Here is a 19,123-nt window from a genome sequence, read left to right on the forward strand (position 1 = left end):
GCGGAATTCTGACGGTCAACTCAGCAACTTACCGCAATGCAACACATTTTCCGATTTAGTATGATGATATGATAAAATATTTCACCCGCTTCTGGCAATGGTAACCATTCCCCACACCGCCAGACCACAAACCACGAGAATCGCGATCCCAAGGACCGGGGACGCAAAGCGGATTTGCATGAAACCGGTGGCGACACTTTCGGGGACTTTGCGCATGCCGGTGATCATTGCACCGATCAGGTTTTCGCGTTTGATCATCAGATAGAAGATCGCTGCCAGAACATGCAGTGCTACCGCTGCGTAAATCAGATTGATATTGGTGTGGTGAATGAAATTCATCGTGCTGGCAAAATCGGAACTGACATAGGCAACCAGCGGACCGTCAAAGAACAGGAAGGTATCCTCGCTGGTGAAAAGGCCGCTTATTGCCTGTATCGCCACGAGCAGGATCAGCACCACAACCATCCAGCCGCCCGCCGGATTATGCCCCGGATAAGTCAGGTCGCGGGCCGAGCCGTTTGGAAGTTTGCGCATATAGCCGATCACCTTGCGCGGTCCGGCAAGGAAGCTGGTAAAGCGCGCGTTCGAACTGCCGACAAATCCCCAGATGATGCGAAAAAGTACGAGTGCGAGCACGCTGTATCCTGAAATCGCATGGATATCGATCATGACTTCCTGATTGGACCACCAGGATGTCACAATCGCGATCACCAGCGCCCAGTGAAACAGGCGCACGGGAAAATCCCAAAGCCGGACGGTTTTTTGCGGTTCAATCTGATCGCTCATACGCAGGTCCCCTTTAATCTGCTTTTTGCGCGGGCAAATAATGCAAGATTGTGATGATGCCCCGATCCGGCCGAAAGTGCAGGTCAAATTCCGGTTATCACAGCAAAAAATGTGGAAAATCTGCTTGTTGAGATATTTGAAGTTTGCAAATCATTATCACAAGCAGTAACTATTATGCGGAAGCATGATGGGCTATGCCCTTGGCTCACCTTCAGGGACAGATGGGAACTCCTATGAAACTCGTTAAAATTCTGGGGATGGCTGCACTGGCATCCACCCTTGGCGCACAGGCCTATGCCGCGCCGGGCGCAAAAGACGTCCTGACCACCTATGCCGATATCGCACATGCCGGTTACGAAGACTCGGTTACCACCGCCAAGCAGCTTCAGTCTGCTGTCAACGCGCTGGTTTCTGATCCGTCGCAGGCAACTTTCGATGCAGCGAAATCCGCATGGCTGGCTTCACGTGTGCCCTATCAGCAGACCGAAGTTTACCGTTTCGGCAACGCGATTGTCGACGACTGGGAAGGCAAGGTTAACGCATGGCCGCTGGACGAAGGTCTGATAGACTATGTCGAAACCGATCTTTACGGCGAAGAAAACGAAGAAAACCCGGCCTATACCGCCAATGTCGTTGCCAATCCGAGCCTTAGCATTTCTGGTGAAACCCTTGATGCGTCGACCATCGATAGCGCGCTGATCGAAAGCCTGCATGAAATTGATGACGTTGAAAGCAACGTTGCCACCGGCTACCACGCCATTGAATTCCTTCTGTGGGGTCAGGACCTGAACGGAACCGAAGCCGGTGCCGGTGCACGCGCCTGGACCGATTATGCTGCGGGTGATGCCTGCACCAATGGCAATTGCGACCGTCGTGGCGCTTATCTTAAAGCCGCAACCGATCTTCTGGTTTCCGATCTGGAATGGATGACCGCACAGTGGGCCGATGGTGGCGAAGCACGCGCAACCGTCATGGAAGGCGACGGCGTTCCGGGTCTGACCGCGATTGTGACCGGTATGGGTTCGCTATCTTATGGTGAACTGGCGGGCGAGCGCACCAAACTTGGCCTGTTGCTGCATGATCCGGAAGAAGAGCATGACTGCTTCTCGGACAATACCCACAATTCGCACTACTATGACGCGCTGGGCATCCAGAACGTTTATCTTGGCCGCTATACCCGTGTTGACGGTTCGGTCGTCGAAGGCGCATCGCTTTCGGACATGGTTGCCGCCAAGGATGAAGGCCTTGATACCGAACTGCGCGCCAAACTGGCGGCATCGGTTCTGGCGGGTAAAGCAATGGTCAGCCGCGCACAGGCAGGCGAGCATTTCGACCAGCTGATCGCGATGGACAATGAAGACGGCAATGCCGTTGTTCAGACCTTTGTCGATGCGCTTGTCGATCAGACCAAATCGATCGAACAGATCGTTGCCGCGATTGGTGTTGACGGGATCGAGTTCGAAGGTTCGGACAGCCTTGACAATCCGACCTCGATCAATTGATCAGATACGATCCGCATTCGGGGGCATACCCCAAATGAGTCCGACGGCGGGGGAATTTTTCTCCCGCCGTTTCGCTTTTACGATTAGAAGAATTCCATGCAGCTTCCCGCCATGCGCCTTTCCCGTTTCATGATTGCAACCGCCCTTGTTTTCGGGGCAATAACACCGGCATTTGCCAACGAAACATTGCCCGCCGATGGCCTGCCGGGCGGGGCGACCACATGGCAAAAGAAAACCGGGCGAATGGCATTCACCCATCATTCGGCCAATATGACTTTTGAAAAGCGGCTTGATTTCAAGCTTGGCGAGGCCCTTTTTCAAAGGCTTTGGGTAACCGCCCCGACGCGCACCAAGGCAGCGGATGGTTTGGGACCACTGTTTAATTCGCGCGCGTGCAACGGGTGCCATATCCGCAATGGTCGCGGCCATCCGGTCGATGCAAACGATCCATCAGCCGGGGCAACATCCATGTTACTGCGCCTGTCGATCCCGCCGCAAAATGATACGGATCGGGAATTGCTGGCAGCGGGGCGTGTATCGACCCTGCCCGATCCGGTTTATGGCGGACAGTTTCAGGATTTTTCGATCCCGTCCGTCCCGGCCGAGGGCAAGGTTACAGTCCGTTATGATACCCAGACCATCGAGCTTTCCGATGGCACCATGGTCGAATTGCGTCATCCGACCTATGGCATGGCTGATCTGGCCTATGGGCCATTGCATGATGATGTAATGATTTCACCGCGCATTGCCCCGCCAATGATCGGGCTGGGATTGCTGGAAGCCATTCCAGATGAGGTCCTGCTTGCCAACGCCGATCCGCAGGATCGCGACGGGAACGGCATATCGGGCCGGGTCAACCGGGTTTGGGATATTGCAAAGGACGAGCTCGCCATCGGGCGGTTTGGCTGGAAGGCCGGAATGCCAACCCTTGATCAGCAAAACCAGAATGCATTCCAGTTCGATATCGGCCTTTCAACCCCGCTTTATCCGAACGCATACAGCGACTGCACCGAAGCCCAGAGCCTTTGTCGCGGTGCGCCGGATGGCAACGATCCCGAGTTCGATAATCTTGAGGCCCATGACCAGATTACCGACCTTGTGCTTTATTACGCGCGTAACATCGCCCCTCCCATGCGACAAAACGCATCCGATCCGGATGTCATGGCCGGGCGCGAAATTTTCAATTCAATCGGATGCGCATCCTGCCACACGCCAAGCTATCAATTGCCAGAACGTGCCGATATGCCGGAACAATCCGGGCAGGTGATCTGGCCGCATAGCGACCTTCTGCTGCATGATATGGGTGACGGGCTTGCCGATCATCGGCCCGAAGCCGAGGCCAGCGGCACGGAATGGCGCACGCCCCCCCTTTGGGGATTGGGCCGGGCGCAGGAAATCGATCCGCGTGCCGGTTACTTGCATGACGGGCGGGCGCGCAGCATTCTGGAAGCCGTATTGTGGCACGGGGGCGAGGCAAAACCCGCGCGCGACGCCGTCACATTCTTGCCATCATCGGATCGCAGCAAGTTGCTCGCGTTTCTGAAGTCTTTGTAAGTCTTGTTTTAGACGTCTTACTGTTCGGGGGATATCATGCCTTTCCTGTGTCACACTCGCAAAGCCGCCCTTTTGGGGGCAACTGCCTTGCTGACGGTGGGATTGGCACCGCCCGGTGCACGCGCCGATATCCCCGATGAAAATTACCGCCCGGTTCTTGAACATCTTCTGGGTGTGGTCATGCCGCCAAAGCTTGATGCGCTGCATGATGCAACGGACAATCTGTCTGAGGGGATTGATGATTTCTGTGCCGAACCCGATCAGGATGGCCTTGACGAGGTGCGCGAGGATTTCCACGCGGCCATGGATGTGTGGCAGGAAGTGCAGCCGTGGCGCATGGGGCCGATGGTGGCCAATGGTCGCGATCAGCATATCGAATACTGGCCCGACAAACATGGTACAGCGACAAGGCAGTTCCGCAAGCTGATGTTTGACAAGCCCGCGATCTATACCGACCGGGAAAAAATCGCCGAAACCAGTGCCGCGTTGCAGGGTTTTCCGGCGCTTGAGCAGGTCCTGTTTGATGACAAGCTGTCACCCAAGCTTCTGGACGATGACGAGGATGGCGTGTTCCTGTGCGGTTATGGTGGGGCCATTGGCGCCAATCTGGAACGCATGACGGGTGAACTGGTTGATGAATGGCCGGCATTTGCCCAGGGCATGATGGAAGCCGGTCCGGACAGCATGGATTACCCGGATGCCAAATTTGCCGCGACCGACCTTTATCGCGCGCTTCACGAAGGACTTCTGATCATTGTCAGTCAGAAACTTGGCCGTCCGCTTGGCGACGGACCAAAGGACGGCAAAGCCAGCCGGGCCGAAAGCCCGACATCCAAACGGTCCCTGCGCAATATCACCCATAACCTTACCGGGCTGTTTGCGATTTATGACGGCAAGTGGGGTGATACCGGCGAAGAAGGCAAAGGCCTGTCAGCTCTGATCGACAGCAGCCTTCTGGATCGGTCCTTCAGGCTGAACTGGCAAACCATGGTGGATGCGCTTGATAAACTGCCACCATCGATTGTCGAGCTTCTGGATCAGCCAGACGGTTATCAGAAACTCGCCGACTTTGCCGGGCAGGTCAGCTTCGTCAATACGCTGGTCGAGGGCGATGTTGGCGGCACGACGCAATTGGGCGGCGGGTTTAACGCACTTGACGGTGACTAGGCGAACGGGAGGCCGGAAAATGAAACATCAACGACGCGAGTTTTTGAAACTCATGGGTGTTGGCGGGGCCTTTACCCTGTTGCCGATCAGCATTACGCGTGCCGCCGCACCAACATCTATTGAAGACCGGGCGCATTATATTTCCGCCAGTGCCGGGGATCATGATGACTTTTATGTCAGCGCCTTTAATGCCAATGGCAAGATCCTGTTTGAACAGGCCCTGCCCGGCCGGGGTCATGACCTTGGCCTGCGCCCAAACCATGTCGATGTGGCCGCAGTTGAACGCAGGCCGGGTCTTTATGGCCTGATCCTTGATCGCCATAGTGGCGAGGTCCGCGCCAAGCTGCATTGCCCGGAAGACCGGCGGTTTTACGGACACGCGGTTTATTCCGATGACGGGCGGTTCCTTTATGTCACCGAGAATGATTTTGATCATGCCCGCGGGGTTGTTTCCGTCTGGGATGCCGAAGACGGGTATCGCCGCATTGCCGAATTTGACAGCTTTGGCACCGGACCGCACGAATTGCACCTGATGCCCGACGGCGAAAGCCTTGTCATCGCCAATGGTGGCTTGCACACCCACCCGGACTTTGATGGTCGGACCGCCCTTAATATCGACACTATGGAACCAAACCTGTCGATCATTGATCGCCATACCGGAAAACTGATCCATCAGGCGTCACTTAAAGCCGACTGGCATCAATTATCGATCCGCCATCTTGATGTCGCCCCCAACGGGACAATTGCGGCGGGCTTCCAGTATCAGGGGGAACTGACCGATCAGGTACCGCTGGTCGGGTTATGGCAGCCGGGTAGCGAAATCCGCCCGATCGAAGCCCCGGATAATGTCCAGCTGCGCATGCGGCAATATTGCGGATCGGTGCGCTTTGACGCATCGGGACAGGTATTTGGCATTTCCTGCCCACGCGGCGGGTTGATCACATTCTGGGATGTCAAAACATCGGGCTTCCTGACCCATATCGCCGCCCCGGACGGCTGCGGCCTTGCCGCGACAGATGTAGCAGGCCAGTTCGTTGGCACTAGCGGGCTTGGCAATGGGTGGCGCATGGATGCGATTCGCCGAAAACGCGTCGAATTACCCGACGATTCGCTTAAATCGCTTCATTGGGACAATCATCTGCGGCGTATTTCCGTTTAAATATCGTCGTCCAACCCAACCTGAAAGGCCGTACTGATCGTGCGGCCTTTTTGGCATTTTCGACCTGAAATCCGCAGAAAACCGCGACATTAACCAACCATTTTAGTCGGGATAGAAACAGCCCAAATCTCTCAACCAAAAATTTTATGCAAATGCGAACGATTTTCACTTGCGCAGTGATTTTTCCTGACCTATAACGGGTCTCGACACAGCCCGCGAATGCAACCCATTCGCACTTGTCCCCAAAAGGCTTGTCTCTCACCTGCGGGTCTCTCTCCCCGCAGGCCTCTCAAGGTGGAACAGCGGTGGTTATCGATGCGGGAAACGATAACCGCCGCTTTCTCTTTTCAGCACAAAGAAACCGGCATTGCTCCACGCACAGATATTGCGCGCGGACGGATAAGACATCAGACGTTATGAGATAGTTTGTCCCCGGCGGATTTCAGCGCATCGCGATATTGCGCATAGTTTTTGCGGGCATCATCCTTGGGGGCGACAATACATACCGTTGCAACACACACACCGTTCTGATCGCGGATCGGGGCGGCAAAGCAATGGGTGAAAGTGTCGACGATACTGTCGAAGGAAAAGAACCCGTCTTTTGCCGCCTGCCGGATTTCGGTGATATAGGCATCAAAATCGGTATGGCTGCCATCGGGCAGAACAAAATCGTTTGCCGGAATCAGATCGCGGATTTCATCATCGGAAAAATGGCCCAGCAACAGCCGCCCCGATGCCGTCCACGGGATCGGAGTGCGTTCCCCGACATTGGCGCTGATGCGGAACGGACGGCTGCCTTCGCGTTGCAGAGCGACAGTGTATTTGTTGCCGTCCAGCATGCAGAACTGCGATGTTTCCTTGGTGGTGGCGGTGATTTCATCTAACACGACACCAGCTTCGCGGGTCAGATCGAAATATTCGCGATAGGCCAGCCCAAGGAAATAGACACGACGCCCAAGGAACACCGATCCGTTGGCATCGGTGGCCTCAAGCATGCCATGTTCCAGCAGAACGCTGATCAGATCATAGATCGTAGAGGTCGGCGCGCCGAGCGCCTGGGCGATCTCGGCAGGCCGTTGCGAGACTTTGACAGAGCGCAAATGATCAAGAATATCAAACGCCCGATCAATGCCGCGCGCCCGTTTCCGTATTTGCCCTTCTTTCATAAGTTCCCTCTTCGCTGGCAATCAGTTCTTTGGATAGAGGTTCTTATGCCTTGCGAAAGGCAATGCAGTCGACCTCGACCTTGCAATCCACCACCATTGAAGACTGAACGCAAGCGCGCGCAGGCGGATGATCGCCGAAATATTCCTGAAAGACGCCGTTGAAGCTCCAGAAATCACGGGCATCATCAAGCCAGACGCCAATGCGCATGATATCGCTTGCGCTATATCCGGCATCCTCGACGATTTTCAGCATGTTTTCGATAGCGATACGGGACTGTTCGACAATCCCGTTTCCAACGACTTCGCCATCACGCATCGGCGTTTGTCCGGACACGTAAAGCCATCCATCGGCTTCCGTAGCCTTTGCAAAAGGCAGTGCCTTCTGACCGTTTCCTTTTGCTTCACCGACACCGTGTCTTTTGATGGTCATTCAATATCTCCTGGTCTTCAATCACATTTCAGAATTTGCAAGAAAGCCCCGCAACCGGTCTGTTTCCGGTGCGCCGAAAATCTGTTCGGGGGGACCTTCTTCGTGGATACGGCCGTGATGCATGAACACGACCTTGCTTGAAACATCGCGGGCAAAGCGCATTTCATGGGTGACAAGCAGCATGGTCATTCCGTCATCGGCAAGATCGCGGACAACGGCCAGAACTTCCTTGACCAGTTCCGGATCAAGGGCGGATGTCACTTCGTCAAACAGCATGATGCGCGGGTTCATCGCAATCGCGCGCGCAATCGCGACACGCTGCTGCTGTCCGCCAGACAACTGACCGGGGAAATGATCACGTCGTTCAATCATGCCAACCCGTTCAAGCCATTTTTCGGCGATGGCATAGGCTTCGTCCTTTGCCATTTTCTTGGTCTTGGTCAGACCCAGCATGACATTGCGAATGGCGGTCATATGCGGGAACAGGTTGAACTGCTGAAACGCCATACCGGTCATGGCGCGTTGACGCGCGATATGACGTTCGGAAAGACGGCAGCGTTCACCACCGTCGTGTCTGTAGCCGATGGCTTCGCCGTCCAGTTCGATGGAACCGCGTTCGAAATCTTCAAGCAGGTTCACACAGCGCAACAGGGTTGTCTTGCCCGAACCCGATGATCCGATCAGCGAGACGACATCACCCTTTTGCATGGTCATATCGATGCCCTTGAGGACTTCGAGATCACCAAAACTTTTGTGAAGATCGGTAATTGTCAGAATGGGGGACATGGCTGCCTCATTATGGGATCGAGATGCGGCGTTCGACAGCACGGCCGGCCTGTTCGATCAGGAAGTTCAGAATGAAATAGACGAAACCAACGAAGAGATAGAATTCGAGGCTAAGATAGGTCCGTGAAATGACCTGCTGGGTTGCCAGCAGCAATTCAACCACACCAATGATCGACAGCAGTGTCGATGCCTTGACGATTTCGGTCGCGGTATTGACCCAGGTCGGCAGTATCTGGCGCAGGGCCTGGGGCAGCAGGACATAGGCAAAGGTTTGCCCGAAAGTCAGCCCGATTGACTTGGCGGCTTCGGTTTGACCGGCCGGGATTGCCTTTAACGCACCACGGACAATTTCCCCGACATGGGACGAACAGAACATCGTCAGCGCAAGCACACCAGCCTGAAACGCGCTAAGATCCAGCCCCACAACCGAAAGAATATAAAAACAGGCAAGGATCAGAACGAAAACCGGCGTGCCACGCAGGAAGTCGATATAAAGCCGCACCCCAAACCGGGTCGGCTTATTGCCATATGTCATCGCCAGACCAACGAAAACGCCAAGGAACGTTCCAAGCAGCACGGACGCGACGGAAATCAGAACCGTATCGCCAAGCCCGGCCAGCAGGTTCATCCGGGCATTCCACAATTCGGTCAGGAAAAGAGAAAAATTCATGTGAAAGCCTTTCAGCGCGGAACCGCAAGACGTTGTTCAAGCTGGCGCAGGAACCACGCGATGACATAGCAGGCCACCACGTAAATCAGTGACGCAACCATCCATGTTTCAATCACACGGAAGCTTTCGACATTGATCTTGCGTGCATAAAACGTCAGTTCGGGAACCGCGATGGCGGCCGCAAGCGACGTGTCCTTGAACAGCGAAATGAAATTGTTCGAAAGCGACGGCAACACATTGCGCAACATCACCGGAATGATGATGTGGATTTTGATTTTTAGTTCCGTCAGACCGATGGCAAGCCCGGCTTCGCGCAGGCCCTTGGGCAAGGCCACAAGGCCCGAACGGAAAACTTCCGCCAGATAGGCACCGGCATAGATCGACAGGGTAAAAATGAAGGACGGTATCTTGTCGAGTGCAATGCCAAGCTGGGGTAATGCGAAATAACAGAACAGGATCAGGACAAGGATCGGGGTATTGCGGATCGCAGAGACATAAGCCACTGCGATCCAGCGTAAAACCCGGTGACGGGACAGCATCCCGAAAGCCGCCAGAAGTCCGATCCCGCAACCAATCGCAATCGAAACAAGGGCAAGGAACAAGCCAAGGCCAAGGCCCTGTGCCAGCAGCTCCCAATTGCGCCAGATGACGCTGAAATTGAAATCGTAGTTCAAAACGGTTCTTCCCGGATGCTGCTAGGTTATTTGTATTCGACGGGGAAGCCGATCTGCGGCACCGACAGTTCCGTGCCGAACCAGGTTTTGAAGCTGTCGGCGTAGAACGGGAATTCAACACCGGTCATACCTTCGTGCAGAACCGTGTTTACAAAGTTCAGCCAACGCTGATCGCCCGGCTTCACGCCACAGGAATAGCTTTGCGGGTTCCAGCCATATCCGGCGTCATGGTAACGGCCCGGGTTTTTGACCATGAACCAGCGCAATGCCGACTGATCAGTTGCGGCAGCATCCGCACGCCCGGAATTAAGCGCCTGATACATCAGATCCACACTGTCATACTGATCAACTTCTGCCTCTGGCAGGGCAGCGTGGACCATTTCTTCGGCGTAGACGTTCTGAAGAACGGCAACGGTAACGTCCGATCCGGCAGCTTTGAGCGCCTCGTAATCGGCGTAGTCGCCACCTTCCATCTGCAACAGACCAACGCCTTCACGGTAATAGGGGATCGTGAATTCGATCTGCTGGGCGCGTTCGGCGGTCACCGTCATGAACTGGCAGGTCAGATCGACCTTGTCGGTCACAAGGTTCGGGATGCGGGCATCGCCGGACTGCTGGACATATTCGATTTTATCGGGATCGCCAAACAGGGCCTTGGCGACAAGGCGGCCCATATCAACGTCAAAGCCCTTGAGCTTGTTATCCGAGTCAATGAAGTGCCATGGCGGGTTGGTCGAGCCGGTCCCCAAGATCAGGTGACCACGATCAAGAACCTGCTGAAGCTTGCTGGCTTCCTGTGCAATGGCCGATCCGGCAGTTGCGGTCATAAGCGCCGCGACTGCGATTGTTTTTAAGAAGGTCATGTTTGTCTCCGCTGATGAAAAGAGCCAACCGTTTTTGATGAGTCCCGGTTAATTCCGTTATACCGGAATTAGTATCGTTGTTACGGATTTAACTTGAAACCAAAATCTAGCCATGTCAATTCGCTTTTGCGAAACCCGCAGTTTTCCTTGGCTTTCGAAATGTAGTGACCCCGGCACCCGGACGATCTGATGTGAGGACTTTTATGGAAGTGATGACCTGCACATCCCGTCAGAGCAGGGCGTTTTCCGAGTATTTCTGCGCGAAACGGCGAACACGAACACGGAGAAGATCGGGAGTCGCCGCGCGCGAGGTAGCAAAAAAGAATTCGGCCGCTATCACGAGATGCAATAGCGGCCGACTTTCGATAATTTTCTGGAGTAGCTTGCGCGGCTGAGGGATCAGCGGTTGCGCAGCGCGATCAGCAGACGAAGGCTGTTAAGTGTCACCAGAACGGTTGCACCGGTATCGGCCATCACCGCCAGCCAAAGTCCCGTCAGACCGGTGATGCTGGTGACCAGAAAGACAGCCTTAAGCCCCAGTGCCAACCCGATATTTTCGCGGATCACGCGGCGCGTGGTGCGGGACAGCTTTACCAGATTAACGACATCCGACAGCCGGTCCTTGACCGCCACCGCGTCGGCAGCCTCAAGGGCAATGTCGGTGCCCCCGCCAATTGCGATGCCGACATCCGCCGATTTCAGTGCCGGGGCGTCGTTGATGCCATCACCAACCATGGCAATCGGCCCCTTCCGCGCCGGATCATTGCGCAAATCAGCCAGCACGTTCAGCTTGTCTTCGGGCAGAAGCTGCGCCCGGTATTCCATACCAAGTTCACCCGCCATGCGTTTGGCAACGCGTTCGGCATCGCCCGTCAGCATCACCGGGCTGATGCCCAAGGCGTTCAGTTTGGCAAGCGCATCCTTAGCATCCGCACGCGCGGTATCCCGCAGCGCAAGTGCGCCAATGACATCCCCATCGCGCAGGATAATAACGGCCGTGCTGCCGGCGTCTTCCTGTGCGGCAAGCCAATCGGCAACTTTGGCAGCCGGTTCAATATCAAGGCGTTTGGCCGCCCCGACGCGATAAAGCGTGCCATCAATCCGGGCTTCGACCCCGGCACCGGCGATCGTGCGCGCATCGGTGATTTCCGGCAGATCAAGTTTCTGTTCCGTTGCGGCATGAACCACTGCCTTTGCCAGCGGGTGGGAGGTCACGGTTTCAAGCGCAGCAGCAATCGCAAGCAGCCGATCTTCGTCCATATCGCCCACCGACATCATTGCCGTCAGCTTTGGCTTGCCTTCGGTCAATGTGCCGGTTTTGTCAAACGCCATGGTACGAACCGCCCCGATGGCCTCCAGCGCGGCACCGCCTTTAACCAGCAGACCAATTCTGGCCGCACGAGCCAGGGCCGACGTGACCGCCGCCGGGGTGGAGATCACCAAGGCACAGGGGCAGCCGATCAGAAGCAGGGCCAGCCCGCGATAGATCCATTCTTCCCAGCCCTGCCCGAACAGGACCGGCGGAATGACAACCGTCAGGGCGGCAAGCGCCATGATGATTGGCGTATAGATACGAGCAAATTTGGTAACGAAACGCTCGACCGGTGCCTTGTGCTTTTCGCTTTGTTCAACCAGCTCGATCACACGATCCAGCATGGTTTGCCCCGCCGCACGGATCACCTGCAGGCGGACGGGCCGATCGGTGACAATGGCGCCGGCAAAAACCTCGTCCCCCGGTTCGGACGGGACGGGAACGGATTCACCGGTCAGGTGGCTGTTGTCAATTTCGGCTGCCCCGTCGATCAGGACACCGTCGGCCGGAATACGTTCGCCTGGACGGACTTCGACAATATCATTCAGTGCAAGCGCGGACGGGGCGACCGTTTCAAACACATTACCCGATGCCGAAACCCGCCTTGCGGTTTCCGGGGCCAGTTTCATCAGCGATTTAACCCCGCTGCGTGCCCGCCCCGCAGCAACACCTTCAAGGCTTTCGCCGATGGCAAACAGCAGGACGACCATACCGGCTTCAAGACTTTCACCGATTGCAACCGCGCCAAGAACCGCGACACTCATCAACAGTTCGATGGAAAAGAATGCGCCGCTTGCCGCCAGACGGAACGCCGTTCTCATCACCGGCAATGCCGCGATGACCGAGGCAATGGACATGGCATAAGCATCGGTGACCGGAACCAGCCAGCTAACCAGCCCGCCCAGCACAAGCCAGACCGTCGCCCATGCAATTTCGTCCCCGGCTTCCGGCCAAGGGGCCAGCTTGCGCAGCAGGGATTTGTCATTGGCATCGGTATCTTGCGACGCGGCATTATCCGTCGCAGCCGGATTGGCAGAACCACAGGAACCGCCAGCGCAGCAAGCGGCTTCGGATGATTTCGCCGCCCCCGGAATTACCTTTTCCTTTGCCGGATAACCCAGTTTGGTCAGCATGGTGCCGATATCGGAACGCGTTTCGGCACTGTCGTCGCGAAGACCCAGCGTCACCATTTCGCGCATCATCGATACATCAACACATTGCACGCCATCACGTTTGGAAAGCGCGGTTTCGATTTTCGCCACACAGGACCCGCAATCCATGCCCGATACAGCCCAATGACGATGCGAAATGCCGTCGCGATGGCGGGCCAGTACATCGTCAACCGTGCCCTGTTCCCTGCCACTCAGTTCGGATTGCGCGTGCAGGCCATCGGCGGCAGCAACAAAGCTTTGCCCCGGTACGGCGTCGTTCAGAGCCGCAATCAGCGATGACTTGCAGCTTTCACAATTTCCAATGGCCGGGAATTGATCCCATTTTGCGATGACGGACATTCTGGACCTCGCCAACATTCAAATTTATATTCATGCATTGCATTCAAATAACAATTCATATGTTGTGGAGTCAAGAACATTCAAACCATGATTTGAATGTTATCACACACAATGCCCGACGCCCCGAAAAAGTTGATGAATTACGCCAGCACTGCAGCCATAGTGACCACCCGATTTAAGAACCAAGGCCAACCGCCCGATGCCCCGTATTGTCATTTGCAAAACCTGCCAGCCAGCACCCGATGCTGATCCGGCCTCAAAGGTGGATTTTGTCGATGCGGATGGTTTTGCGCGGCAATTAGGCAGGGTACTTGATCAGGCGGAATTGCCCGAAACGTTTGAAATCACGCAGGTTGACTGCATGGGATCATGCAGCGACCCGACATCGGTTGCACTTCAGGGAACCGGGCGGGCAAGTTATCTTTTTGCAGGATTATCGGCGCGTCACGACATTGACGATATCATTGCCACCTGCCGGGAATATCTGAACGCCCCGGATGGATGGATCGAAGACGCGCGCGGCTGCGGGCGTCTTCGCTTTTGCCTTAAGGCCAGAATTCCGACCCTTTGATTAAGGTGCCACCGAAACAGCCATTGTTTGACGCAGCGGCTTATCGCCGACGGCAAGCAGGCTGTGGTCATTGGCCGTCAGCGTTACCGTGACCTCGTTATCGCCCACCGGAAGCTCTGCGATATGGAACCACGGGCCATACAGACGGGCGATCTTGGTGCCGTTAACATAAACATGGGCATGGCCTTCTCCCGGGACATGCGTGCTGCTGGCATGTTCGGGGGCAAACCGGAAATTCTGCACCATTAGCTGCAGGTTCCAGCCACTGACCGGGTCCGGTATCATCGCGACATCAAGACGTGGTGCATCAGCGCCCGCAGGTAATGAAATAATGGCGTCGTGACTGGCATGTGCCGCCCCCATCTTCATTTCACCGTGTGCGGTACCATGTCCGGAAACGCCATGCGCCATCGGATCGCCGTGATCGTGCCCGTCAAGGGTGATGCCGTTACCAGCCGCCACCAGAAAACCGATCCCCCCGCCGAAAACCAGCCCGATCCCGAAAAGGGCAAGTGAACGTGACATTTTATTCCTCGTGAAAACCCTGAAAATAAATCGGGCGCGCCCGTGGCACGCCCGAAAAGGATCGTACTTTGACCGCGATCAGGCGGTCTGGGCCTGTGCGGCCCGTTGTCCTTCGCGTTGCCAGAAATATCCGGCAAACAGGCCAACCAGCACCCAGGCAGCAAGACCGACACCAAATGCACGGGCAGCAAAAAGCGCCCCGATTTCAGTCGGTACCGGCCCGGTAAAGGTATCGGGCTCCGGCGCGCCAATGACATGGGGGGCAAGCAGCAGAACTGCGGCAATCCCCCACGAAACCCAATTGCGACCAAATGCAATCAGCCAGACGGCAATTGCCGCCGTCCCGACGGTGGCAAACCACCAGACTTGCCGTGCGTAAACGTCTGCGGCTGCAACACCGGGCACTTCAGGTGCAAGGGTAAAGCCCGGTGCAAAATGAACGATAAAGAACCCGGCAATGCCCCAGATAATACCCTGACGACCAGCGACCTCGTGACCGCGGCTTTCAGCCAGCGCCATGGCTGCAACCAGAATAAGCGCATACCCGGTATAGACCAGCATGGTGAACAGGACGCTTAACCCGTCGCGGACAAGATCAATGCCGCCGACATCCTGATGTGCACTAACCGCAGCACCGCCGAAATGAACCAGCTCGCCCGTTTCATAAAGCTCTGCATGCAACAGAACCGGTTGCACAAAATAAAGCTGAAGCAGGGCCGCAATAAGACCTGCTGCAGCACCAGCGAACAATGCGCTGGTGAAAATGCGTGACATCATGGCTCAGTGACACGGAAAGCCGGTTGCATGGCGCACATCATGTGCTGCATCGTGCAACAATTCAGCCTGAACATGGCCGGTCACAAAGATGATCGCGAGGCCAAAAACGGCACAAACGATGATCGGCAGAAGAACCGATTTTTTTGAAGCGGCAAATGCCGCGGTCTGCGTGGTCATAAACTTCTCCTATGCTGTCACACCCGACAGTCGGTTCGGGTCCATGCCTGGCAGGTCTCCTGGCTTGCGGGTCATCATGCGTCGCCGACCTTCCCTGCTTTCGCAAGTGGCGTGATGGCGGGCACTTTCCGCATACAGTCGCGGGGGCGGCTTTGGCTTTGACCGCCAAAACAAACGGTCTTCCAAATTCCCTCTTCGTTTACCTGCCCCGAGCAGACAGGTAAAAACCAAGCAGTTCGTTTATGACGGTAATTCCCCGCAAGCGCAATGTGAAAACCGGACGCGACGCGGGTTCATTCGTCGAATGTGGCAATTTCACGACAACGCAAAAGACGTATTTCAGTCGTGGGTCACATGGGCAAAGACATCACGAACAACACGGGAAATATGTTCGTCATCAATCTGATAGAAGATATGACGCCCGTTTCGTTCCGATGCCAAAATGCGCTGATCGCGCAACTGACGCAGGTGATGGCTGGTCAGGGATTGCGACATGCCCGATGCCTCGGCCAGTTCGCCGACGGTTTGCGGTTTTTCCATGCAGCGCAGAACAAGCTGCAGCCGCCCGGCATCCCCCAGAAGCGCAAAGATTTTTGCCGCTGCCTCGATATCGGGTAACGACAGGTTATGACCTGTTGCACGTGATGCGTCACGCGTTACGGCTTCGCCCTGTTCGGTGGAAAGGCCAAGACGTGCCGCAGTATCGCATTCCTGACAATCGTTGCCGTTTTCAGCCCCGGCGATCACGGGACGCGCCGAGGCAATTTCGACCTTGCGGGATTTCGTTTTGCTTTGTGACATCCCCCTATTTTCCATGCCCAGCTTCACTTGGCAAGGGGACTTGATGTTTGCGTGCATGGAACTCCGCCCCACGGGGAACGTTACAGGTATGACACACCATCGAAAGTGCCAACCAGAGCAAGGAGACGCACCGATGCAAGAGCAAACAGCACTCGACATTTTCAATCTGCGCCAGTCCCGTGACAGTTGGGAACGGAATGTGGCCGGTTACTGCGCGAAAAACGACATGCAGGTCGGAAATCTGCCCAAAGAGATTACCGGCCCCTATAACGAGATGAATGAGGCATGGGAAAAGCTTAAGGCCGAAGGTGATGCGGCAAGCAACACCACTGCAGAGCAGTTACACAAGGCAACCGCAAAGCTTGAAAAGGCGTGGAACGATATGACGGGCAAGTAAGCCCGGGATTTTATGCCTTGTGGTTAAAATGCCCCAAAATCGCCTTTTCATTGCAAATCGATGACACGATTACACGCCAGATTGAACCTGTCTGGAAAAGCAAAAGGAGGCTCCCATGACAGCCCGCCCCATTCCGGAGCACGCCAAGCTCCATCAGGAATTCAAGGATTGGGAGTTCGGTCTTGCAGCACATTGCAGGGAATCCGAAAGCGGCCTTGAAAAACTTCCAAGTGAGGTTGTTCAGGCGTGGGATGACATGGATGCCGCCTGGAGCGAGATAAAAGATCATAGCGGTGATATCCCGCAAGAACCCCTGCAGCGTTTCCGTGAAGCAAAGCAACGTTTGCAGGAAGCTTGGGATGCGATGATCTCTTCCGAACGGCATTAACGACGCCGCGCTGGAAGCAGCCAGACTTTTTCGTCTCCCTCTCTTCCCTGGCGGGTTTTCCTCCCCTCCCCGCCATCCTTCTACAGCCGGGTGTTTCAACCGCCCCGGCTGTTTTTTTGTCTGGATTTTGGCCGGGCGTCGCCCGCCTGACGCGCAAATCCCGGTTACGGGCAAAAATCCGGATTGACTCATTTCGATAAAAAATTCATGTTTTATTTTAATTAATAAATTCGATTCGTTATTTAAACGTCACCCGAATGTTTCCGGATGGAACCCCGTCATGTCCGACACCCTGAAAAATGTCCGCACTGTCAGCCGCATTCTTGGCTGGGTATGCCTTATCGCTGTTGTCTTTGAAATCTGCCTCGTGCCGCTGATCTGGCATGTGGATGGCTGGATCGATACCAGCGCCAGCCAGATGACCATCAGCCTTGAAGAATTGCGCGCCCTTTCCGGCTGGCAGAAATATGCCGTGATGGCATCGATGATGCTGCCGACACTTGTTATGGCCTATGGGCTTTGGCGGTTGCGCAAGATGTTCCTGTCCTTTGCCGAAAACCATATTTTCCAGCCTGCCCCGATTGCCCATCTGAAAGCATTTTCCGTGGCCCTTATGGCGCAAACCCTGATCAAGCCGCTTTCAGGCGCACTGACATCCGTGCTGGCGACTATTACCCGCCCCGAAGGCGAAAGGATGCTGTCTATCGGGCTCAGCGATGCCGAGGCCAGCACCCTGTTTCTGGGCGGGTTGCTTTTGGTGATTGCGTGGGTATTGGGAGAAGCCACCCGGATCGAGGACGAGAACAGGAGCTTCGTCTGATGGCGATCATTGTCCGGCTTGACGTGATGCTTGCCCTGCGAAAGATGAAGTCCAAGGACCTTGCCAGCCGGATCGGGGTGAGCGAACAGAACCTGTCGCTTCTGAAATCAGGCAAGGTGCGCGGTGTGCGGTTTGAAACACTTGCCGCGATTTGCCGGGAACTTGATTGCCAACCCGGTGATCTTCTGGAATTCGTTGCCGACGACCTGTAAGCTCTTGTGATCATGACGGCCCGGTTAAAACGGGGCCGTCCTTCATAAGAAACAAGGCAGCCTGTTTAACGGCTGTTATCAGGGAAGACGTGAATGGAAAACAAGGTTGCCCTCGTAACAGGTGCCGCACGCGGCATCGGACTTGCCACCACGCATCTTTTTATTGAACTGGGCTGGCAGGTTGCGATGATTGACCGCGACAGCGCGGAACTTCGCAGCGCATGTCGCGATATCGCAAATGCCAAGGCATTTGAATATGACGTATCGATCCCAGAGCAGGTCGATCTGATGATCGACGAGGTCCTGACCGAGTTCGGACAGATCGATGCGGTTGTCAACAATGCCGGAGTTGCCGATTTCCTGCCGATCCATGAAACCGATTTCAGCGCGTGGCGCCGGATCATGGAAACCAACCTTGACGGGACCTTTCTTGTTTCGCAGGCGGCGATCCCAGCGCTCAAGCAGACCAGGGGTGCGATTGTCAATATCGGCTCGATTTCCGGGCTTCGGGCATCGACCCTTCGGGTGGCCTATGGCACATCGAAGGCGGCCGTCATTCACATGACCAAACAGCAGGCGATCGAGCTTGGCGATTTTGGTGTCCGGGCCAATTGCGTCTGCCCCGGCCCGGTCAAAACCAAGCTTGCCATGGCCGTGCATTCGCCGGAAATCATATCGGCCTATCTTGATGCCATGCCGCTTGGCCGGTATGGCAGCGAACGCGAGATCGCCGAAGTGATTGCGTTTCTGTGCTCCGACAAGGCGAGCTACGTTACCGGTCAGGTGATCGCCGCCGATGGCGGGTTTGAAACGGCTGGTGTCGGGCTCCCGGCCCTTCGCAAGGCTGCCGAAGAATAATCACTTTGAGTGCGATC

At 55.6% G+C, this 19,123-nt stretch carries 22 protein-coding genes and 1 riboswitch; of the genes, 10 read left to right on the forward strand and 12 right to left on the reverse strand.

The features are described from left to right. Positions 1 to 81 precede the first annotated feature (81 nt). On the reverse strand, positions 82 to 786 hold the full coding sequence (locus AUP42_RS15910) for a cytochrome b/b6 domain-containing protein (protein ID WP_062952583.1): 705 nt from the start codon (positions 784 to 786) through the stop codon (positions 82 to 84). A 233-nt stretch (positions 787 to 1,019) separates the two neighbouring features. Here AUP42_RS15910 and AUP42_RS15915 point away from each other — a divergent pair, with 233 nt between their 5' ends. The 4 genes from AUP42_RS15915 (at position 1,020) to AUP42_RS15930 (ending at position 6,168) form a co-directional block, all read left to right on the forward strand. Next, the gene (locus AUP42_RS15915) at positions 1,020 to 2,288 is read left to right on the forward strand and encodes an imelysin family protein (RefSeq protein ID WP_062952584.1); all 1,269 of its coding nucleotides are present in this window, start codon (positions 1,020 to 1,022) and stop codon (positions 2,286 to 2,288) included. Between the two features lie 96 nt (positions 2,289 to 2,384). Then, positions 2,385 to 3,842 carry a di-heme oxidoredictase family protein gene (locus tag AUP42_RS15920; protein ID WP_062952585.1) on the forward strand — a complete coding sequence of 486 codons (1,458 nt, stop codon included), beginning with the start codon at positions 2,385 to 2,387 and terminating at the stop codon, positions 3,840 to 3,842. A 36-nt stretch (positions 3,843 to 3,878) separates the two neighbouring features. Next, complete coding sequence (locus AUP42_RS15925; RefSeq protein WP_062952586.1) at positions 3,879 to 5,009, forward strand: imelysin family protein; 1,131 nt, start codon at positions 3,879 to 3,881, stop codon at positions 5,007 to 5,009. Between the two features lie 19 nt (positions 5,010 to 5,028). Further along, positions 5,029 to 6,168, forward strand: coding sequence for a DUF1513 domain-containing protein (locus AUP42_RS15930; RefSeq protein WP_062952587.1), 1,140 nt, complete (start codon positions 5,029 to 5,031; stop codon positions 6,166 to 6,168). A 407-nt stretch (positions 6,169 to 6,575) separates the two neighbouring features. Here the strand turns inward: AUP42_RS15930 and AUP42_RS15935 are convergent, their stop codons facing one another. From AUP42_RS15935 to AUP42_RS15965, 7 genes are all read right to left on the reverse strand, one after another. Further along, positions 6,576 to 7,334, reverse strand: coding sequence for an IclR family transcriptional regulator (locus AUP42_RS15935; protein WP_062952588.1), 759 nt, complete (start codon positions 7,332 to 7,334; stop codon positions 6,576 to 6,578). A 43-nt stretch (positions 7,335 to 7,377) separates the two neighbouring features. Then, positions 7,378 to 7,764 (reverse strand): RidA family protein, encoded by a 387-nt coding sequence (locus AUP42_RS15940; protein ID WP_082824806.1) that lies wholly within the window; start codon positions 7,762 to 7,764, stop codon positions 7,378 to 7,380. Between the two features lie 21 nt (positions 7,765 to 7,785). Next, on the reverse strand, positions 7,786 to 8,550 hold the full coding sequence (locus AUP42_RS15945; RefSeq protein ID WP_062952589.1) for an amino acid ABC transporter ATP-binding protein: 765 nt from the start codon (positions 8,548 to 8,550) through the stop codon (positions 7,786 to 7,788). 10 nt (positions 8,551 to 8,560) lie between these two features. Then, a complete protein-coding gene (locus AUP42_RS15950; protein WP_062952590.1) occupies positions 8,561 to 9,220 on the reverse strand; it encodes an amino acid ABC transporter permease in 660 nt (219 codons plus the stop codon). Between the two features lie 11 nt (positions 9,221 to 9,231). Next, positions 9,232 to 9,894, reverse strand: coding sequence for an amino acid ABC transporter permease (locus AUP42_RS15955; RefSeq protein WP_007090812.1), 663 nt, complete (start codon positions 9,892 to 9,894; stop codon positions 9,232 to 9,234). 26 nt (positions 9,895 to 9,920) lie between these two features. Next, complete coding sequence (locus AUP42_RS15960) at positions 9,921 to 10,757, reverse strand: transporter substrate-binding domain-containing protein (RefSeq protein WP_062952591.1); 837 nt, start codon at positions 10,755 to 10,757, stop codon at positions 9,921 to 9,923. A gap of 399 nt (positions 10,758 to 11,156) precedes the next feature. After that, entirely contained in the window at positions 11,157 to 13,580 is a 2,424-nt protein-coding gene (locus AUP42_RS15965; RefSeq protein WP_062952592.1) for a heavy metal translocating P-type ATPase, read from the reverse strand. Between the two features lie 199 nt (positions 13,581 to 13,779). Between AUP42_RS15965 and AUP42_RS15970 the strand changes: the two genes are divergently transcribed. Continuing rightward, a complete protein-coding gene (locus tag AUP42_RS15970; protein WP_231858314.1) occupies positions 13,780 to 14,151 on the forward strand; it encodes a DUF1636 family protein in 372 nt (123 codons plus the stop codon). Here the strand turns inward: AUP42_RS15970 and AUP42_RS15975 are convergent, their stop codons facing one another. The 4 genes from AUP42_RS15975 to AUP42_RS15990 all read right to left on the reverse strand — a co-directional run bounded on the left by AUP42_RS15975 (position 14,152) and on the right by AUP42_RS15990 (position 16,431). Further along, positions 14,152 to 14,676: a hypothetical protein gene (locus AUP42_RS15975; RefSeq protein WP_062952593.1), complete on the reverse strand. Its 525-nt coding sequence runs from the start codon at positions 14,674 to 14,676 to the stop codon at positions 14,152 to 14,154. A gap of 78 nt (positions 14,677 to 14,754) precedes the next feature. Further along, the gene (locus AUP42_RS15980; RefSeq protein ID WP_062952594.1) at positions 14,755 to 15,453 is read right to left on the reverse strand and encodes a CbtA family protein; all 699 of its coding nucleotides are present in this window, start codon (positions 15,451 to 15,453) and stop codon (positions 14,755 to 14,757) included. Positions 15,454 to 15,456: 3 nt separating this feature from the next. Beyond that, entirely contained in the window at positions 15,457 to 15,630 is a 174-nt protein-coding gene (locus AUP42_RS15985) for a CbtB domain-containing protein (RefSeq protein WP_062952595.1), read from the reverse strand. A 31-nt stretch (positions 15,631 to 15,661) separates the two neighbouring features. Next, positions 15,662 to 15,877: riboswitch (cobalamin riboswitch) on the reverse strand. 92 nt (positions 15,878 to 15,969) lie between these two features. Further along, on the reverse strand, positions 15,970 to 16,431 hold the full coding sequence (locus AUP42_RS15990; RefSeq protein WP_062952596.1) for an ArsR/SmtB family transcription factor: 462 nt from the start codon (positions 16,429 to 16,431) through the stop codon (positions 15,970 to 15,972). A 133-nt stretch (positions 16,432 to 16,564) separates the two neighbouring features. On the opposite strand from AUP42_RS15990, the gene AUP42_RS15995 reads away from it, so the two are divergent. The 5 genes from AUP42_RS15995 (at position 16,565) to AUP42_RS16015 (ending at position 19,106) form a co-directional block, all read left to right on the forward strand. After that, positions 16,565 to 16,828, forward strand: coding sequence for a hypothetical protein (locus tag AUP42_RS15995; RefSeq protein WP_062952597.1), 264 nt, complete (start codon positions 16,565 to 16,567; stop codon positions 16,826 to 16,828). Between the two features lie 115 nt (positions 16,829 to 16,943). Then, positions 16,944 to 17,216, forward strand: a complete 273-nt coding sequence (locus AUP42_RS16000; protein ID WP_062952598.1) for a hypothetical protein — start codon at positions 16,944 to 16,946, stop codon at positions 17,214 to 17,216. A 280-nt stretch (positions 17,217 to 17,496) separates the two neighbouring features. Continuing rightward, a complete protein-coding gene (locus AUP42_RS16005; protein ID WP_062952599.1) occupies positions 17,497 to 18,036 on the forward strand; it encodes a DUF2975 domain-containing protein in 540 nt (179 codons plus the stop codon). After that, the gene (locus tag AUP42_RS16010; RefSeq protein WP_062952600.1) at positions 18,036 to 18,248 is read left to right on the forward strand and encodes a helix-turn-helix domain-containing protein; all 213 of its coding nucleotides are present in this window, start codon (positions 18,036 to 18,038) and stop codon (positions 18,246 to 18,248) included. The genes AUP42_RS16005 and AUP42_RS16010 overlap by 1 nt, the downstream gene beginning before the upstream one ends. 93 nt (positions 18,249 to 18,341) lie before the next feature. After that, the gene (locus AUP42_RS16015) at positions 18,342 to 19,106 is read left to right on the forward strand and encodes an SDR family NAD(P)-dependent oxidoreductase (RefSeq protein ID WP_062952601.1); all 765 of its coding nucleotides are present in this window, start codon (positions 18,342 to 18,344) and stop codon (positions 19,104 to 19,106) included. Positions 19,107 to 19,123 lie beyond the last annotated feature (17 nt).

This window comes from Thalassospira lucentensis (assembly GCF_001613805.1).
Lineage (GTDB): Bacteria > Pseudomonadota > Alphaproteobacteria > Rhodospirillales > Thalassospiraceae > Thalassospira > Thalassospira lucentensis_A.

Excerpts from the sequence above, each read along its gene's own strand:
- AUP42_RS15995 (WP_062952597.1), top strand. The coding sequence starts at position 16,565 with ATGCAAGAGCAAACAGCACTCGACATTTTCAATCTGCGCCAGTCCCGT.
- AUP42_RS15990 (WP_062952596.1), bottom strand. The coding sequence starts at position 16,431 with ATGTCACAAAGCAAAACGAAATCCCGCAAGGTCGAAATTGCCTCGGCG.
- AUP42_RS15920 (WP_062952585.1), top strand. The coding sequence starts at position 2,385 with ATGCAGCTTCCCGCCATGCGCCTTTCCCGTTTCATGATTGCAACCGCC.
- AUP42_RS15910 (WP_062952583.1), bottom strand. The coding sequence starts at position 786 with ATGAGCGATCAGATTGAACCGCAAAAAACCGTCCGGCTTTGGGATTTT.
- AUP42_RS16005 (WP_062952599.1), top strand. The coding sequence starts at position 17,497 with ATGTCCGACACCCTGAAAAATGTCCGCACTGTCAGCCGCATTCTTGGC.
- AUP42_RS15950 (WP_062952590.1), bottom strand. The coding sequence starts at position 9,220 with ATGAATTTTTCTCTTTTCCTGACCGAATTGTGGAATGCCCGGATGAAC.
- AUP42_RS15925 (WP_062952586.1), top strand. The coding sequence starts at position 3,879 with ATGCCTTTCCTGTGTCACACTCGCAAAGCCGCCCTTTTGGGGGCAACT.
- AUP42_RS16000 (WP_062952598.1), top strand. The coding sequence starts at position 16,944 with ATGACAGCCCGCCCCATTCCGGAGCACGCCAAGCTCCATCAGGAATTC.
- AUP42_RS15915 (WP_062952584.1), top strand. The coding sequence starts at position 1,020 with ATGAAACTCGTTAAAATTCTGGGGATGGCTGCACTGGCATCCACCCTT.
- AUP42_RS15980 (WP_062952594.1), bottom strand. The coding sequence starts at position 15,453 with ATGATGTCACGCATTTTCACCAGCGCATTGTTCGCTGGTGCTGCAGCA.
- AUP42_RS15940 (WP_082824806.1), bottom strand. The coding sequence starts at position 7,764 with ATGACCATCAAAAGACACGGTGTCGGTGAAGCAAAAGGAAACGGTCAG.
- AUP42_RS15930 (WP_062952587.1), top strand. The coding sequence starts at position 5,029 with ATGAAACATCAACGACGCGAGTTTTTGAAACTCATGGGTGTTGGCGGG.
- AUP42_RS16015 (WP_062952601.1), top strand. The coding sequence starts at position 18,342 with ATGGAAAACAAGGTTGCCCTCGTAACAGGTGCCGCACGCGGCATCGGA.
- AUP42_RS15960 (WP_062952591.1), bottom strand. The coding sequence starts at position 10,757 with ATGACCTTCTTAAAAACAATCGCAGTCGCGGCGCTTATGACCGCAACT.
- AUP42_RS15985 (WP_062952595.1), bottom strand. The coding sequence starts at position 15,630 with ATGACCACGCAGACCGCGGCATTTGCCGCTTCAAAAAAATCGGTTCTT.
- AUP42_RS15970 (WP_231858314.1), top strand. The coding sequence starts at position 13,780 with ATGCCCCGTATTGTCATTTGCAAAACCTGCCAGCCAGCACCCGATGCT.
- AUP42_RS15975 (WP_062952593.1), bottom strand. The coding sequence starts at position 14,676 with ATGTCACGTTCACTTGCCCTTTTCGGGATCGGGCTGGTTTTCGGCGGG.
- AUP42_RS15935 (WP_062952588.1), bottom strand. The coding sequence starts at position 7,334 with ATGAAAGAAGGGCAAATACGGAAACGGGCGCGCGGCATTGATCGGGCG.
- AUP42_RS15965 (WP_062952592.1), bottom strand. The coding sequence starts at position 13,580 with ATGTCCGTCATCGCAAAATGGGATCAATTCCCGGCCATTGGAAATTGT.
- AUP42_RS15945 (WP_062952589.1), bottom strand. The coding sequence starts at position 8,550 with ATGTCCCCCATTCTGACAATTACCGATCTTCACAAAAGTTTTGGTGAT.
- AUP42_RS16010 (WP_062952600.1), top strand. The coding sequence starts at position 18,036 with ATGGCGATCATTGTCCGGCTTGACGTGATGCTTGCCCTGCGAAAGATG.